Source organism: Streptococcus sp. SM5 (assembly GCF_027497975.1).
This window is the reverse complement of record NZ_JAJNSC010000038.1, coordinates 1-16221: the sequence shown is the minus strand read 5'-3', so window position 1 is coordinate 16221 and position 16221 is coordinate 1. Positions and strand designations below refer to the sequence as shown.

The 16221-nt window shown below is 42.0% G+C and carries 13 protein-coding genes, 1 tRNA gene and 1 pseudogene; 12 read left to right on the top strand and 3 right to left on the bottom strand.

The annotated features are described in order from the left end of the window. The first annotated feature begins 52 nt into the window (after nt 1-52). Nucleotides 53-126, top strand: a tRNA-Pro gene (locus PAN07_RS16855). Between the two features lie 102 nt (nt 127-228). Here PAN07_RS16855 and PAN07_RS16850 read toward each other — a convergent pair. After that, nucleotides 229-1522 (bottom strand): annotated as a pseudogene (locus PAN07_RS16850) (transposase). Nucleotides 1523-1626: 104 nt separating this feature from the next. Between PAN07_RS16850 and PAN07_RS16845 the strand changes: the two are divergent. The 5 genes from PAN07_RS16845 (at nt 1627) to PAN07_RS16825 (ending at nt 5875) form a co-directional block, all read left to right on the top strand. Then, nucleotides 1627-2538 (top strand): DMT family transporter, encoded by a 912-nt coding sequence (locus PAN07_RS16845; protein WP_269798410.1) that lies wholly within the window; start codon nt 1627-1629, stop codon nt 2536-2538. Between the two features lie 228 nt (nt 2539-2766). After that, nucleotides 2767-3465, top strand: a complete 699-nt coding sequence (gene dapD, locus PAN07_RS16840; protein WP_000127451.1) for a 2,3,4,5-tetrahydropyridine-2,6-dicarboxylate N-acetyltransferase — start codon at nt 2767-2769, stop codon at nt 3463-3465. 67 nt (nt 3466-3532) lie between these two features. Next, the gene (locus PAN07_RS16835) at nt 3533-4663 is read left to right on the top strand and encodes an N-acetyldiaminopimelate deacetylase (RefSeq protein WP_261051805.1); all 1131 of its coding nucleotides are present in this window, start codon (nt 3533-3535) and stop codon (nt 4661-4663) included. Between the two features lie 11 nt (nt 4664-4674). After that, the gene (locus tag PAN07_RS16830) at nt 4675-5214 is read left to right on the top strand and encodes a 5-formyltetrahydrofolate cyclo-ligase (RefSeq protein ID WP_269798409.1); all 540 of its coding nucleotides are present in this window, start codon (nt 4675-4677) and stop codon (nt 5212-5214) included. Beyond that, nucleotides 5198-5875 carry a rhomboid family intramembrane serine protease gene (locus tag PAN07_RS16825; protein WP_084861464.1) on the top strand — a complete coding sequence of 226 codons (678 nt, stop codon included), beginning with the start codon at nt 5198-5200 and terminating at the stop codon, nt 5873-5875. Before PAN07_RS16830 ends, PAN07_RS16825 begins: the two co-directional genes overlap by 17 nt. A 65-nt stretch (nt 5876-5940) precedes the next feature. On the opposite strand, the gene galU is transcribed toward PAN07_RS16825, so the two are convergent. Together galU and PAN07_RS16815 are read right to left on the bottom strand one after the other, a co-directional pair. Beyond that, nucleotides 5941-6840, bottom strand: coding sequence for a UTP--glucose-1-phosphate uridylyltransferase GalU (gene galU, locus PAN07_RS16820; RefSeq protein WP_247933635.1), 900 nt, complete (start codon nt 6838-6840; stop codon nt 5941-5943). Nucleotides 6841-6861: 21 nt separating this feature from the next. Further along, on the bottom strand, nt 6862-7878 hold the full coding sequence (locus tag PAN07_RS16815; RefSeq protein ID WP_084861469.1) for an NAD(P)H-dependent glycerol-3-phosphate dehydrogenase: 1017 nt from the start codon (nt 7876-7878) through the stop codon (nt 6862-6864). 203 nt (nt 7879-8081) lie between these two features. On the opposite strand from PAN07_RS16815, the gene patA reads away from it, so the two are divergent. The 6 genes from patA to PAN07_RS16785 all read left to right on the top strand — a co-directional run bounded on the left by patA (nt 8082) and on the right by PAN07_RS16785 (nt 16046). Continuing rightward, complete coding sequence (patA, locus tag PAN07_RS16810; RefSeq protein ID WP_084861471.1) at nt 8082-9788, top strand: multidrug efflux ABC transporter subunit PatA; 1707 nt, start codon at nt 8082-8084, stop codon at nt 9786-9788. A 1-nt stretch (nt 9789) separates the two neighbouring features. Continuing rightward, nucleotides 9790-11556 (top strand): multidrug efflux ABC transporter subunit PatB, encoded by a 1767-nt coding sequence (gene patB, locus PAN07_RS16805; RefSeq protein WP_084861474.1) that lies wholly within the window; start codon nt 9790-9792, stop codon nt 11554-11556. Between the two features lie 244 nt (nt 11557-11800). Next, on the top strand, nt 11801-12490 hold the full coding sequence (locus PAN07_RS16800) for a gamma-glutamyl-gamma-aminobutyrate hydrolase family protein (protein ID WP_000124770.1): 690 nt from the start codon (nt 11801-11803) through the stop codon (nt 12488-12490). A gap of 170 nt (nt 12491-12660) precedes the next feature. Next, nucleotides 12661-14010, top strand: a complete 1350-nt coding sequence (locus PAN07_RS16795; protein WP_000018269.1) for a glucose-6-phosphate isomerase — start codon at nt 12661-12663, stop codon at nt 14008-14010. A 127-nt stretch (nt 14011-14137) separates the two neighbouring features. Then, nucleotides 14138-15598, top strand: a complete 1461-nt coding sequence (gene gltX / locus PAN07_RS16790) for a glutamate--tRNA ligase (RefSeq protein ID WP_084861451.1) — start codon at nt 14138-14140, stop codon at nt 15596-15598. Nucleotides 15599-15611: 13 nt separating this feature from the next. Then, nucleotides 15612-16046, top strand: coding sequence for a cytidine deaminase (locus PAN07_RS16785; protein ID WP_084861453.1), 435 nt, complete (start codon nt 15612-15614; stop codon nt 16044-16046). Nucleotides 16047-16221 lie beyond the last annotated feature (175 nt).

The window sequence follows — 16221 nt, the reverse complement described above, 5'->3', positions numbered from 1 at the left end:
AATCAGGCGGTTAGAGGTTCGACTCCTCTAGGGTGCATTTTTCTATTTAACTCGGGAAGTAGCTCAGCTTGGTAGAGTACTTGGTTTGGGACCAAGGTGTCGCAGGTTCGAATCCTGTCTTCCCGATTCATTACAGAGATATGTAAGCGTATCTTTTTTTGTTTAACTAGATATTATATACATTAAGAGAGAATCAGTTTGCTTCTCTCTTTTTTTATTGGCTCATTGTTAACTGTAGTGGGTTGAAGAAAAGCTAAGCTCGAGAAAGGCCACATTTTGTCCGTTCTTTTTGATATTTAGGGAGATAAAAATCCGTTTTTGAAGTTTACAAAGTTTCGGAAACCAAAGGCATTTCGTTTGATTAGTTTGATGAGATTATTAGTCGCGTCCAGTTTGGCATTTGAATAGGGGAATTGAAGGGTGTTGACGATTTTCTCTTTGTCCTTTAGAAATGTTTTAAAGACAGTCTGAAAAAGGGGATGAACCTCCTTTAGATTGTCCTCAATGAGCCCGAAAAATTTATCCGGTTCCTTATTCTGAAAGTGAAAAGGCAAGAGTCATAGAAATGATAGTGGTGTTTCAAGTCTTCTGAATAGCTCAAAAGCTTGTCTAGAATTTCTTTATTAGTTTGGGCACGCACACAACTCATAGCACGGCTCATGTGTTGGACAATATGGAAACGATCCAACACGATTTTAGCGTTTGGGAGTGAAACAGTCTCCCAGACTGTTTCAGCCTGAGCCTAGAAATTCGAAAGCGAAGCTGCTTAGCCAAGTCATAGTAAGGGCTAAACATATCCTTCGTAATGATTCTCACTCGACAGCGAACAGCTCTATGGTAGCGAAGAAAGTTATTTCGGATGCCAGTTTGTGTTCTACCCTCAAGAACAGCTATGATACTGAGATTAAAAATTCTTGCGCAATGAAACTCATCTTCAACTACCGATTGAAACAGTCACTCACCTGACTTTTTTAACATCCAAGGGCATAATTTCAGGCAAATGGCTAAAGTTACACTCAAAGTGAAAGTCATTGAGCTTGCGAATGACAGTTGAAGTTGAAATGGCTAGCTGATGTGAAATATCGGTCATAGAAGTCTTTTCAATCAGCTTTTGAGTAATCTTTTGGTTGATGATACGAGGGATTTGGTGATTCCTCTTGACGATAGAAGTCTCAGCCACCATCGTTTTTGAACAGTGATAGCACTTGAATCGACGCTTGCTAAGCAGAATTCTAGTAGACATACCAGTCGTTTCAAGGTAAGGAATCTTAGACAGTTTTTGAAAGTCATATTTCTTCATTTGACTTCCCACAATGAGGACAAGATGGGGCATCGTATTCCAGTTTAGAGATGATTTACTTGTGGGTATTCCTATTGATAACAGCTAAATTCCCAAACTAAGTTCCACCGCTAGTAAAAGTGGAAGTTCCTTTGAGAAGTTACCCTTATTGATAGCATCCATAATTTGGATATTAGGATCTTTAATATCGAGTAGTTTTGTGATAAAGTGTAGTTGTTCCATATGATTCTTTCTAATGAGTTGTTTGGTAACTTTTCATTATAGATCTTATGGGGACTTTTCTATTGCCACTTTTTTCTTTTTTCCTTTCGTGTTACAATAAAGGTATGAATCAGTATCAGAAAAAGATTGTTAAAGGAACAATTTATTCGCTCCTATCCGGCTTAATCTGGGGAATCTGTGGAATTTTAGGAGAATATTTCTTTACTTATTATCAAGTGTCCTCTGGCTGGATTACCTCTATGCGTTTGACACTGGCAGGGAGTCTTGTGCTCATTTGGTCTGCAGTGCAATTAAAATCGCAAGTGCTAGATATTTGGCGAGATAAGAAAAATTATCTGCCCTTTTTAGCCTATTCTATTTTGGGGATTTTTTCAGTTCAGTTTTTTTTCTATCTCTGTGTAGAATACTCAAATGCAGCGACAGCAACTATTTTACAGTTTATTAGCCCTGTCTTTATCCTCTTTTACAATCGCTTGGTTTATCAAAAACGAGCGTCAAAAAGCGCTATTTTTTATGTTTTGGTTGCCATGCTGGGTGTTTGCCTGATGGCGACAAAGGGAGATCTCTCTCAATTATCCATGACACCGCTAGCACTTGTGACGGGTTTGCTGAGTGCCATGGGGGTCATGTTTAATGTTATCCTACCTCAGCCTTTCGCTAAGAGATATGGTTTTGTACCCACGGTTGGGTGGGGGATGATTTTGGCCGGTTTATTTAGCAATGTCCTCTCGCCGGTTTATCAGCTTTCCTTTGTTCCTGATATTTGGAGTATTTTGATTTGTCTCATTATCGCTTTTTTTGGGACAGCTTTTGCCTTTTTTATTTCCATGAAGGCTGTTTCCTTGGTTTCTCCTCTGGTTGTTTCCGTTATCAGTGCCAGTGAACCTCTCTCTTCTGCTCTCTTGAGTGTTTTGTTTTTAGGCTTGGTAGTGGATTGGTCCCTCCTTCTAGCTATGGCCTTGATTATTTTGCCTATGATTTTCCTATCGATAGAAGAAGCGAAAGAAAGTAAATAAAAAGTCCGTTCTTAATTCTAAAAGTGTGCTATACTAGAATAGTCAATAAAACACGGGGAGATAGTTGTGAAGAGTGTTTTTAGCTTGTATCGGTAGGAGCTTGCTTTTACCGACAGCACGTTTTATCTCACATCCCTAAAAATCATCCCTAAAAACAAACAAAAAAGCTTCAAATTTGAGGCCTTTTTTGGTAGAATAGGTATCATTAAAATGAACTAGGAGGCGCCTATGACTGCTACAAAAATGAACGCTCAAGAAATTATTCAATTTATCGCCAATGCTGAAAAGAAAACCAGTGTTAAAGTAACCTTTGAGGGACAACTTGCAGCTGCTGTACCAAGCTCTGTTGTCAAACTAGGGAATGTCCTATTCGGAGATTGGAAGGACGTGGCTCCCCTTCTCGATGGTTTGGTAGAAAATCAAGACTATGTTGTTGAGCAAGACGCTCGTAATTCTGCAGTTCCTTTGCTAGATAAACGTGCTATCAATGCTCGTATTGAGCCGGGTGCTATTATCCGTGATCAGGTTGAAATTGGTGACAATGCTGTTATCATGATGGGAGCGGTTATCAATATCGGTGCTGAAATTGGTGCAGGAACCATGATTGACATGGGGGCTATCCTTGGTGGCCGTGCTATCGTGGGGAAAAACAGTCACGTTGGTGCAGGTGCCGTTCTTGCAGGTGTGATTGAGCCAGCTAGCGCAGAACCAGTCCGTGTTGGAGACAATGTTCTCATCGGTGCCAACGCAGTGGTTATCGAAGGGGTCCAAATCGGTAGTGGTTCAGTTGTCGCAGCAGGAGCTATTGTTACCCAGGATGTCCCAGAAAACGTGGTGGTAGCAGGTGTTCCAGCTCGTATCATCAAAGAGATTGATGCCCAAACCCAACAAAAAACAGCGCTAGAGGATGCGCTTCGTACCTTATAATTGTAAAAGTAATAAAGAGGCGGAACCCTTCTTCCAGCCTCTTTCTGCTATATCGGAGGATAGATAGATGTTAGATTTGATTCAGACTAGACGAGATTTGCACCAGATTCCAGAGATTGGCTTGAAGGAGTTCAAGACTCAAGCTTATCTGTTGGATGTGATTGAGAAATTGACTGCGGGCAAGAATTTTGTTCAAGTTCGTACTTGGCGAACAGGGATTTTGGTCTATTTACAGGGAAGTCAGCCAGAGCGGACCATTGGTTGGCGAACAGACATTGATGGCCTGCCTATCGTCGAACAAACAGGCCTTCCTTTCGCTTCTCAGCACCAAGGCCGCATGCATGCTTGTGGACATGATTTTCATATGACTATTGCCTTGGGCTGTCTAGAGCGCGCCCTTGAGGAGCAGCCAAAGAACAATCTGCTCTTTCTGTTTCAACCTGCTGAAGAAAATGAAGCTGGTGGCATGCTCATGTATGAGGATAGCGCTTTTGGAGACTGGTTGCCAGACCAGTTTTATGGACTTCATGTTCGGCCAGATTTGAAGGTTGGACAGATTGCGACCAATACTCATACACTCTTTGCAGGGACTTGCGAGGTGAAGATTCGTTTTAAAGGTAAAGGAGGACATGCAGCCTTTCCGCATGAAGCCAATGACGCTTTGGTGGCGGCTAGTTACTTTGTGACCCAGGTGCAGTCAGTTGTCAGCCGCAATGTCAACCCAATCGAGGGAGCAGTGGTGACCTTTGGAGTTTTCCAAGCTGGAACAACAAACAATGTTATCACAGACACAGCCTTTTTGCATGGAACTATTCGGGCCTTGACACAGGACATGAGTCTTTTGGTGCAAAAAAGGGTCAAAACAGTTGCAGAAGGGGTTGCAGCTGCCTTCGATATGGAAGTCGAAGTGGAACTCAAACAAGGTGGTTACCTGCCTGTTGAGAACCATCCAGCCTTGGCGCGTGAACTGATGGATTTCTTTGAAGAAAAAGACGAAATTGAGTTGATTGATATCGAACCTGCTATGACAGGTGAAGACTTTGGTTATCTCCTTTCAAAAGTTGATGGCGTTATGTTCTGGCTAGGTATTGATAGTCCCTACGCCCTTCATCACCCTCAGATGAGTCCTAAGGAAGAAGCCTTAGCTATTGGGGTGGACGCGGTCTCTAGTTTCCTGAAAAAGAAGGCAGCAGAGTAGAGGGGTTATCTATGAAATCGGAATTACGTAAGCAAGTCTTGCACGAAATGAAGGCTTTACCTCGAGAGCAAAAACAGTTTATAGACCAAGCTTTAACTGAGCGACTTTTACAACACCCCTTTTACCAAGAAGCTAAGATCATCGCAACCTACCTCTCTTTTCCTCATGAGTTTCAAACGCAGGAACTGATTGAGCAGGCGCAGAAGGATGGCAAGAAGGTTCTGATACCCAAAACCTATCCCAAGGGGTGCATGGACTTTGTAGTCTATAATCCGCAACAACTAGCCAAAACTTCCTTTGGCTTACTGGAACCACAGGGAGATTTGGAAGTGGTGGATGCCTCTCAGATTGATTTGATTCATGTTCCTGGTCTGGCTTTTACGACGGAAGGATATCGGATTGGATATGGTGGAGGTTATTATGACCGCTATCTAGAACATTTTTCTGGTCATACTTTGAGTACGGTTTATCCTTGTCAAATTCAGGATTTTATCTCTGAAAACCATGATATTCCTGTTCAGGAGGTTTTGATTGATGAAGGAAATCTTTGATAGACGTTATCCTGTGACGAGTTTCTTCCTTTTTGTGACGGCCTTGGTATTTTTACTAATGTTGGTCAATGCAGGTGGAAACTTTGACAGGGCGGATACATTATTTCGATTTGGAGCTATGTATGGACCAGCTATTCGCCTCTTTCCTGAGCAGATTTGGCGTCTCTTTTCTGCCATTTTTGTTCATATTGGGTGGGAGCATTTCATTGTTAATATGCTTTCTCTCTATTATCTTGGTAGGCAAGTAGAGGAAATTTTCGGATCCAAGAAGTTTTTCTTTCTCTATCTCTTATCAGGAATGATGGGGAATCTCTTTGTTTTTGTATTTAGTCCAAAATCCTTAGCAGCAGGAGCTTCTACTTCTCTCTATGGGCTATTTGCAGCGATTATCATTCTTCGCTATGCCACTCGCAACCCCTATATCCAACAGCTAGGGCAATCTTATCTGACACTTTTTGTGGTTAACATTATTGGAAGTGTTCTGATTCCAGGAATCAGCCTAGCAGGTCATATCGGGGGAGCAGTTGGTGGAGCATTTCTAGCAATTATCTTTCCAGTTCAAGGAGAAAGACGGATGTATAGCGCTAGTCAGAGACTGGTAGCGTTAGTGTTATTCGTAGGATTGGCAGTCTTGCTTCTCTACAGGGGAATGGGTTTGTGACGAGCTTATAATAATAGTTGTGTAATGAAAAAAGATAAGGCATTTTTGAACCTTATCTTTTTATGTTATTCCTTCTCAGCCAATTCTTTTCCTAGTTGGATGAGGTAATCTTTCAAGTCATCTTTGACTTGTGGGTGTTTGAGGGCATAGTCAATAGATGTTTTCATAAAGCCAAACTTATCCCCAACGTCGTAACGAGCTCCTGTAAATTCACGGGCGAAAACACGTTGTGTTTTATTAAGTGTATCAATAGCGTCGGTAAGCTGGATTTCATTTCCAGCACCGGGAGCTTGATTTTCGAGGATCTCAAAAATTTCTGGTGTGAGCAGATAGCGCCCGATAATTGCTAAATCACTTGGAGCATCCTCTGGAGCTGGTTTTTCAACGAAAGTTTCGACACTGTAGAGACCATTAATCCCTTCACCCTGAGGAGCGATAACTCCATATGCTGAAACTTCTTCATGAGGGACAGGCATAACAGCAATTGTTGATGCGTGAGTCGACTCGTAATCATTCATCAATTGTTTTGTCAAAGGTACAGCGTTGTCATCTGTGATATCCATTAGGTCGTCACCAAGCATGACAACGAAGGGTTCATTCGCCACAAAAGCTTTTGCTTGTAAGACAGCATCGCCAAGACCACGAGGATGGCTTTGACGGATAAAGTGAAGGCGAATGCCAGTTGTTTCGTCTACCAATTTTAACAAGTCATGTTTGCCTTTTTCTTTGAGGTTGTACTCAAGCTCAAAGTTTGAGTCAAAGTGGTCTTCAATAGAACGTTTTGATTTACCAGTGACAACCAGAATATCTTCAATACCTGATTTAAGAGCTTCTTCTACGATAAATTGGATAGTTGGTTTGTCTACAATTGGCAACATTTCTTTAGCAAGTGCTTTGGTTGCTGGTAAAAATCGAGTCCCAAGTCCAGCGGCAGGGATGACTGCCTTTCTAACTTTTGATGTCATAAGAATCCTTTCTCTAGAGGGTTAAGACCACTCATTTTCTGCTTTAAATTCATTGTTCATGATGTCATAAATGGCATCTTTGATATTGGTTCCGTGGTAAATAACTTGGTAAATGGCTTGTGTAATTGGCATATAGACTCCAAGTTCTTGCGCTAGTTCATAAGCTGCTCGAGTCGTTGAAATTCCTTCAATCACCATGCCCATATTGGCTTCGATATCAGCTAGAGATTCTCCACGACCAAGAGCATCTCCGGCTCTCCAGTTACGAGAGTGGATAGAGGTTCCCGTTACGATCAAGTCTCCTACACCGGATAAGCCACTATAGGTCAATGGACTGGCCCCAAGTGCTACTCCTAGGCGGGTAATTTCTGCCAAACCTCGAGCGATGATGGCTGCCTTAGCATTGTCACCAAATCCCAAACCATGTAAAGCTCCAGCACCGACAGCAATAATATTTTTAAGAGCACCAGCAGTTTCAACTCCGATAACATCCGTATTAGTATAAAGTCGGAAGTAGTGATTACTAAAGAGCTCTTGAGCGTATTGAGCTGTTTGTAAGTCTTTAGAAGCAGCAGTGATTAAAGTCAGGTCACGCACAATGGTCTCTTCTGCATGACTAGGTCCTGAAACAACGACAATATCACTGCGGAGATGTTCAGGAATTTCTTCTTCAAGGATGGTTGATAATCGTTTATGGCTATCAGGTTCTAATCCCTTTGATGCGTGCATGATAATAGCCTTATGGTCCAAGGTTTTTGCAACTTGTTGGGCAACAAGTCGTGTCACTTTTGTTGGGACAACAAACAAAATCGCATCCACATCTTTCAATGCCTCTGCTAAGTCGGTGTAGGCAATGATTTTTTCATCTAGAACGACATCTTTAAAGTAGTGTTTGTTAGTATGATAGGTATTAATTTCATTGATTTGATCGGGAATGTTTCCCCAAATACGTACCTCGTGTCCATTGTCATTTAAGACTTGTGAAAGGGCAGTTCCCCAAGAACCAGGCCCCAAGACGGCGATGGTTTGTTTTTCCATATTCCCCTCCTTTATAACCTTTTTTTACTATTTTACCATAAAAACCTTTATCATGCATTACTGTAGATGAAAGCGCACTAATTTGTATCAAGGAGACTTCTTTGACAAGTTCTCACTTTTTTGCTAGAATAACATCACACAAACAGAATGAGAAGGAGCTGACGCATTGTCGCTCCCTTTTGTCTATTTTTTAAGGAGAAAATATGCTGATTCAGAAAGTAAAAACCTACAAGTGGCAGGCCTTGGCCTCGCTTCTGATGACAGGCTTGATGGTTGCTAGTTCACTTTTGCAACCGCGTTATCTGCAGGAAGTGTTAGACGCCCTCCTTGCTGGGAAATATGAAGCTATTTATAGTATCGGGGCTTGGTTGATTGGTGTGGCCTTGGTCGGTCTAGTTGCTGGTGGGCTCAATGTTGTCCTTGCAGCCTATATTGCCCAAGGAGTTTCATCCGACCTTCGGGAAGATGCCTTCCGCAAAATCCAAACCTTTTCTTATGCAAATATTGAACAATTTAATGCGGGAAATCTAGTCGTTCGCATGACAAACGATATCAATCAGATTCAGAACGTGGTCATGATGACCTTCCAAATTCTTTTCAGATTACCCCTCTTGTTCATCGGTTCGTTTCTCCTTGCGGTTCAAACTTTGCCCTCTCTGTGGTGGGTGATTGTTCTCATGGTTATATTGATTTTTGGCTTGACTGCTATCATGATGGGGATGATGGGTCCTCGTTTTGCCAAGTTTCAAACCCTTCTTGAGCGCATCAACGCTATCGCCAAAGAAAATCTACGCGGTGTTCGTGTGGTCAAGTCCTTTGTCCAAGAAAAAGAGCAGTTTACGAAGTTTACAGAGGTCTCAGACGAGCTTCTCGGTCAAAACCTTTACATCGGCTATGCCTTTTCAGTGGTGGAACCCTTCATGATGTTGGTCGGATACGGGGCGGTCTTCCTCTCTATTTGGCTGGTCGCGGGAATGGTTCAGTCGGATCCTTCTGTTGTTGGTTCCATTGCTTCCTTTGTCAATTACCTAAGCCAGATTATCTTTACCATTGTTATGGTTGGATTTTTGGGAAATTCTGTCAGCCGTGCCATGATTTCCATGCGTCGTATTCGAGAAATTCTTGACGCAGATCCAGCTATGACCTTCAAAGATGTCCCAGATGAAGAGTTGGTTGGAAGCCTTAGCTTTGAAAATGTAACCTTTACCTATCCAATGGACAAGGAACCGATGCTGAAAGATGTGAGCTTTACCATCGAGCCTGGTCAAATGGTTGGTGTCGTTGGAGCAACTGGTGCAGGAAAATCAACCTTGGCTCAATTGATTCCACGTCTCTTTGACCCACAGGAAGGGGCTATCAAAATCGGAGGTAAGGATATTCGAGAAGTGAGTGAAGGGACCTTGCGTAAAACAGTTTCTATCGTTCTCCAACGTGCCATTCTCTTTAGTGGAACGATTGCAGATAACTTGAGACAGGGTAAGGGAGATGCTACTCTATTTGAAATGGAGCGAGCAGCCAATATTGCCCAGGCTAGTGAATTCATTCATCGTATGGAGAAAACCTTTGAAAGTCCAGTTGAGGAACGGGGAACCAACTTCTCAGGTGGGCAAAAGCAAAGGATGTCGATTGCGCGTGGGATTGTCAGCAATCCACGTATTCTGATCTTTGACGATTCGACCTCGGCCTTGGATGCCAAGTCAGAGCGCCTAGTGCAAGAAGCCTTGAATAAGGAATTAAAGGGGACGACAACCATTATCATCGCTCAAAAGATTAGCTCGGTTGTCCATGCAGATAAAATCTTGGTTCTAGATCAAGGGCGATTGATTGGTCAAGGGACGCATGCAGACTTGGTTGCCAACAATGCTGTTTACTGTGAAATCTACGAAACACAGAAAGGAAAGGAGGAGTAAAATGAAGACAGTTCAATTTTTTTGGAATTATTTTAAAGTCTATAAGCTATCATTTGTAGTTGTTATCCTGATGATTGTTTTAGCAACTCTTGCCCAAGCCCTCTTTCCGGTCTTTTCTGGACAAGCAGTGACGCAGCTAGCTAATTTAGTTCAAGCTTATCAAAATGGCAATCCAGAACTTATTTGGCAAAGCCTATCAGGAATCATGGTCAATCTTGGCCTGCTGGTTTTGGTTCTATTTATCTCTAGTGTGATATACATGTGTCTCATGACGCGCGTGATTGCAGAGTCGACAAACGAGATGCGCAAAGGCCTCTTCGGTAAGCTTGCTCGCTTGACGGTTTCTTTCTTTGACCGCCGACAAGATGGCGATATCTTGTCTCGTTTTACCAGTGATTTGGATAATATCCTCCAAGCCTTTAACGAAAGTTTGATTCAGGTCATGAGCAATATTGTTTTATATATCGGTCTGATTCTTGTCATGTTTTCGAGGAATGTGACGCTGGCCCTCATCACCATTGCCAGCACACCAGTGGCCTTCCTCATGCTGATTTTCATCGTGAAAATGGCACGGAAATATACCAACCTCCAGCAGAAAGAGGTAGGGAAACTTAACGCCTATATGGATGAGAGTATCTCAGGCCAAAAAGCTGTCATTGTGCAAGGAATTCAAGAGGATATGATGGCAGGATTTCTTGAACAAAACGAGCGCGTACGCAAGACAACCTTTAAAGGAAGGATGTTCTCAGGAATTCTTTTCCCTGTCATGAATGGGATGAGTCTTGTTAATACAGCCGTCGTCATCTTTGCTGGTTCAGCTGTACTTTTGAATGATAAGTCTATTGAAACAAGTACAGCCCTAGGTCTGATTGTTATGTTTGCCCAATTTTCACAGCAGTACTACCAGCCTATTATCCAAGTTGCAGCTAGTTGGGGAAGTCTTCAGTTAGCCTTTACAGGTGCTGAACGGATTCAGGAAATGTTTGACGCAGAGGAAGAAATTCGACCTGAGAAGGCGCCGATCTTTACTAAGTTGCAAGAAGGTGTTGAAATCAGTCATATTGATTTTTCATACTTGCCTGATAAACCTATTTTGAAAGATGTCAGCATTTCCGCTCCGAAAGGCCAGATGACAGCGGTTGTTGGTCCGACAGGTTCAGGGAAAACGACTATTATGAACCTCATCAATCGCTTTTATGATGTTGATGCTGGTGGTATTTATTTTGACGGCAAAGACATCCGTGACTACGACTTGGATAGCCTCAGAAGCAAGGTAGGAATTGTTTTGCAGGATTCGGTCTTATTTAGTGGAACGATTCGAGACAATATCCGTTTCGGTGTGCCAGATGCTAGTCAAGAAATGGTTGAGGCAGCAGCCAAGGCAACCCACGTTCACGACTATATCGAAAGTTTGCCTGATAAATACGATACTCTTATCGATGATGACCAGAGTATCTTCTCAACTGGGCAAAAGCAATTGATTTCTATCGCTCGAACCTTGATGACAGATCCAGAAGTTCTCATTCTAGATGAAGCAACTTCAAACGTAGATACGGTGACAGAAAGTAAGATTCAGCATGCCATGGAGGCAGTTGTAGCAGGTAGAACCAGTTTTGTCATTGCCCATCGTTTGAAGACCATCCTCAATGCAGACCAGATTATTGTGCTTAAAGATGGAGAAGTCATTGAACGCGGTAACCACCATGAACTCTTGAAACTAGGTGGATTCTATTCAGAACTTTATCACAATCAATTTGTCTTTGAATAAGAAAGAAGTTGTCCTATGTGGGCAGCTTTTTCTTGTCCATAAAAAATATTTATCACAGCCTTAAAAAAAACATATTAGACGAAAGTCATTTTGAGTGATATGATAGGACTATCGTTATACTCAATGAAAATCAAAGAGCAAACTAGGAAGCTAGTCGCAAGCTGTACTTGAGTACGGTAAGGCGACGCTGATGTGGTTTGAATTTGATTTTCGAAGAGTATTAACATTCGAAAGGAGAGGCATCATGGCTAGAACGGTTGTAGGAGTTGCTGCAAATCTATGTCCCGTAGACGCGGAAGGCAAAAACATTCATTCATCTGTATCTTGTAGATTCGCAGAGAGCATTCGTCAAGTCGGTGGTCTCCCTTTAGTCATTCCTGTTGGTGATGAGTCAGTTGTACGCGATTATGTAGAAATGATTGACAAACTTATCTTGACAGGCGGTCAAAATGTTCACCCTCAGTTTTATGGAGAGAAAAAGACCATCGAGAGCGATGATTACAATCTAGTGCGCGATGAGTTTGAATTGGCACTCTTGAAAGAAGCGCTTCGTCAGAATAAACCAATTATGGCAATCTGTCGCGGTGTTCAACTTGTCAATGTTGCCTTTGGGGGAACCCTCAATCAAGAAATCGAAGGTCACTGGCAAGGGCTGCCTTTCGGAACATCTCATTCTATTGAGACAGTAGAAGGAAGCGTGGTGGCCAAGCTATTTGGAAAAGAAAGTCAGGTTAACTCGGTCCATCGTCAAAGCATTAAAGATTTGGCACCTAATTTCCGTGTGACTGCCATTGATCCAAGAGACCAAACCATCGAAGCGATTGAGTCTATCGACGAACACCGTATTATCGGTTTGCAGTGGCATCCAGAGTTTCTGGTTAATGAGGAAGATGGCAATTTAGAACTATTTGAGTATTTATTGAATGAACTGTGACGACTGGGACATCTGGTCGTTCTTTATTTTATTTTTTCAAAATTTTTGGAATGTGGCATTTTTACGCAAACGTTTGAATTCTGATAAAAATTGGAGAAATTCGACAAAAAAACTTGAAAAAAACGAAGGTAAGCGTTATGATAGAAAAGAAGAAATATTGGAGGAATAACATGTCACATATTAAATTTGATTATTCAAAAGTTTTAGACAAATTTGTTGCACCACATGAAGTGGAATATATGCAATCACAAGTAACAGCAGCAGATGAATTGATCCGTAAAGGAACTGGTGCTGGTAGCGACTTTTTGGGATGGTTGGACCTTCCTGAAAACTACGACCGCGAAGAATTTGACCGCATCTTGAAAGCTGCTGAGCAAATCAAATCAGACAGCGATGTTTTGGTTGTGATCGGTATCGGTGGATCTTACCTTGGTGCCAAAGCAGCAATCGACTTCTTGAACCACCACTTTGCAAACTTGCAAACAAAAGAAGAGCGCAAAGCTCCACAAATCCTTTACGCAGGAAACTCAATCTCATCTACTTACCTTGCTGACTTGGTAGAGTACGTAGCTGACAAAGACTTCTCAGTAAACGTGATTTCTAAATCAGGTACAACAACTGAACCAGCTATCGCTTTCCGTGTCTTCAAAGAACTCTTGGTTAAGAAATACGGACAAGAAGAAGCTAACAAACGTATCTATGCAACAACTGACCGCCAAAAAGGTGCTGTTAAGGTTGAAGCAGACGCTAACGGTTGGGAAACATTTGTTGTTCCAGATGACATCGGTGGACGCTTCTCAGTATTGACAGCTGTTGGTTTGCTTCCAATCGCAGCATCAGGAGCTGACATCAAAGCCCTTATGGAAGGTGCGAATGCAGCTCGCAAAGACTACACTTCAGATAAAATCTCTGAAAACGAAGCTTACCAATACGCAGCAGTTCGTAACATCCTTTACCGTAAAGGTTATGCAACTGAGATCTTGGTAAACTACGAGCCATCACTTCAATACTTCTCAGAGTGGTGGAAACAATTGGCTGGTGAATCAGAAGGAAAAGATCAAAAAGGTATCTACCCAACTTCAGCCAACTTCTCAACTGACTTGCACTCACTTGGTCAATTTATCCAAGAAGGAACTCGTATCATGTTTGAAACAGTTGTCCGTGTTGACAAACCTCGTAAAAACGTGATTATTCCTACTTTGGAAGAAGACCTTGACGGACTTGGTTACCTTCAAGGAAAAGACGTTGACTTTGTAAACAAAAAAGCGACTGACGGTGTTCTTCTTGCCCACACAGATGGTGATGTACCAAACATGTACGTGACTCTTCCAGAGCAAGACGCTTTCACTCTTGGTTATACAATCTACTTCTTCGAATTGGCTATCGCCCTTTCTGGTTACTTGAATGCTATCAACCCATTCGACCAACCAGGTGTTGAAGCTTATAAACGTAACATGTTTGCCCTTCTTGGAAAACCAGGATTTGAAGAATTGAGTAAAGAACTTAACGCACGTCTATAATAGAAGAAAAGAGTGGTTTGTCCACTCTTTTTACTCTCTTTATCCATAGAAATTGGACTCAGCCAAGACTTGTGATATAATATAGAGAGCAAAAAGGCAGACGCCTAGAGACTTTATAGGAGAAACTATGTCAAAAGATATCCGCGTACGTTACGCACCAAGTCCAACAGGACTACTACACATCGGGAATGCCCGTACAGCATTGTTCAACTACCTTTACGCACGTCATCATGGTGGAACATTTATCATTCGTATCGAAGATACTGACCGTAAACGCCATGTCGAAGATGGGGAACGCTCACAGCTTGAAAACCTTCGCTGGTTAGGCATGGATTGGGATGAAAGCCCAGAAACACATGAAAACTACCGCCAGTCTGAGCGTTTGGACTTGTATCAAAAATACATTGACCAACTATTAGCTGAAGGAAAAGCCTACAAATCTTACGTTACAGAAGAAGAGCTGGCAGCTGAACGCGAACGCCAAGAAGCAGCTGGTGAAACACCTCGTTATATCAACGAATATCTTGGTATGAGTGAAGAGGAAAAAGCGGCTTATATCGCAGAACGTGAAGCTGTTGGTATCATACCAACAGTTCGCTTGGCGGTCAATGAGTCAGGTATCTACAAGTGGCATGATATGGTCAAAGGTGATATCGAATTTGAAGGTGGCAATATCGGTGGTGACTGGGTTATCCAAAAGAAAGACGGTTACCCAACTTACAACTTTGCCGTTGTCATCGATGACCATGATATGCAAATCTCTCACGTAATCCGTGGAGACGACCACATTGCTAATACACCGAAACAGCTTATGGTCTATGAAGCACTTGGTTGGGAAGCTCCAGAGTTCGGTCACATGACCTTAATTATCAACTCTGAAACTGGGAAAAAGTTGTCTAAACGCGATACCAACACCCTTCAGTTTATCGAAGACTACCGTAAAAAAGGTTATTTACCAGAAGCAGTCTTTAACTTTATTGCTCTTCTTGGTTGGAACCCAGGTGGCGAAGATGAAATCTTCTCTCGTGAAGAACTCATTGAACTTTTCGATGAAAACCGCCTGAGCAAGTCTCCAGCAGCCTTTGATCAGAAGAAACTTGACTGGATGAGCAATGATTATATCAAGAATGCAGACCTAGAAACTATCTTTGAAATGGCAAAACCATTCTTAGAGGAAGCAGGCCGTTTAACTGACAAGGCTGAAAAATTAGTTGAGCTCTATAAACCACAAATGAAATCAGTGGATGAAATTATTCCATTGACAGATCTTTTCTTCTCAGATTTCCCAGAATTGACAGAAGCAGAACGCGAAGTCATGGCGGGTGAAACAGTCCCAACAGTTCTTGAAGCCTTCAAAGCAAAACTTGAAGCAATGACAGATGATGAATTTGTGACAGAAAATATCTTCCCACAAATTAAAGCAGTTCAAAAAGAAACAGGTATTAAAGGGAAAAATCTCTTCATGCCAATTCGTATTGCAGTTTCAGGTGAAATGCATGGACCAGAATTGCCAGATACAATCTTCTTGTTAGGTCGTGAAAAATCAATCCAGCATATCGAAAATATGTTAAAAGAAATCTCTAAATAAGAAGGGTACAATAATGGACATCTGGGAAAAGATGTACGAAGAAGCACAGAAACTATACAATCCACATGAAGTATCTGATTTTGTTTACGCCAACCATGTTGTAGCCGCAGTAGAAGCAGAAGATGGACAAATATTTACAGGTTTCTGTATGGAGGGAACCTGTGGTGTATTCCATCTCTGTGCAGAGCGCGCCGCACTCTTCAATATGTACCAATTTTCAGGACAAACTAAGGTTAAAAAAGTCTTAGCCTTCCGAGATAAACCGCCGTATGGTGGAAGTTCAGGAATGCCTTGTGGAGCTTGCAGAGAATTCCTTTTAGAGTTGAACGCTGAAAATAAAGATGCAGAATTCATGATGGACTACGATAGAAGAAAGATAGTGAAAGTCGCAAAACTAATGCCCTATTGGTGGGGAGAAGAACGTGCTTCTAAGTTTAATAATCAATAGAAGAGTCAGTATAATGCTGACTCTTTTTACTTAACTTGAAAAAAATACAAAAAAGGTGTTGACAAAGTTAGAAAAGTCGGTATAATAGTAAGAGTTGAAAATAACAGCTCTGGTCCGTTGGTCAAGGGGTTAAGACACCGCCTTTTCACGGCGGTAACACGGGTTCGAATCCCGT

Bases quoted from the DNA above. Each gene is read 5' to 3' on its own strand.
- patB (WP_084861474.1), top strand. From the start codon at position 9,790: ATGAAGACAGTTCAATTTTTTTGGAATTATTTTAAAGTCTATAAGCTA.
- PAN07_RS16830 (WP_269798409.1), top strand. From the start codon at position 4,675: ATGAAATCGGAATTACGTAAGCAAGTCTTGCACGAAATGAAGGCTTTA.
- PAN07_RS16800 (WP_000124770.1), top strand. From the start codon at position 11,801: ATGGCTAGAACGGTTGTAGGAGTTGCTGCAAATCTATGTCCCGTAGAC.
- galU (WP_247933635.1), bottom strand. From the start codon at position 6,840: ATGACATCAAAAGTTAGAAAGGCAGTCATCCCTGCCGCTGGACTTGGG.
- PAN07_RS16785 (WP_084861453.1), top strand. From the start codon at position 15,612: ATGGACATCTGGGAAAAGATGTACGAAGAAGCACAGAAACTATACAAT.
- PAN07_RS16795 (WP_000018269.1), top strand. From the start codon at position 12,661: ATGTCACATATTAAATTTGATTATTCAAAAGTTTTAGACAAATTTGTT.
- PAN07_RS16835 (WP_261051805.1), top strand. From the start codon at position 3,533: ATGTTAGATTTGATTCAGACTAGACGAGATTTGCACCAGATTCCAGAG.
- patA (WP_084861471.1), top strand. From the start codon at position 8,082: ATGCTGATTCAGAAAGTAAAAACCTACAAGTGGCAGGCCTTGGCCTCG.
- PAN07_RS16815 (WP_084861469.1), bottom strand. From the start codon at position 7,878: ATGGAAAAACAAACCATCGCCGTCTTGGGGCCTGGTTCTTGGGGAACT.
- PAN07_RS16825 (WP_084861464.1), top strand. From the start codon at position 5,198: ATGAAGGAAATCTTTGATAGACGTTATCCTGTGACGAGTTTCTTCCTT.
- dapD (WP_000127451.1), top strand. From the start codon at position 2,767: ATGACTGCTACAAAAATGAACGCTCAAGAAATTATTCAATTTATCGCC.
- gltX (WP_084861451.1), top strand. From the start codon at position 14,138: ATGTCAAAAGATATCCGCGTACGTTACGCACCAAGTCCAACAGGACTA.
- PAN07_RS16845 (WP_269798410.1), top strand. From the start codon at position 1,627: ATGAATCAGTATCAGAAAAAGATTGTTAAAGGAACAATTTATTCGCTC.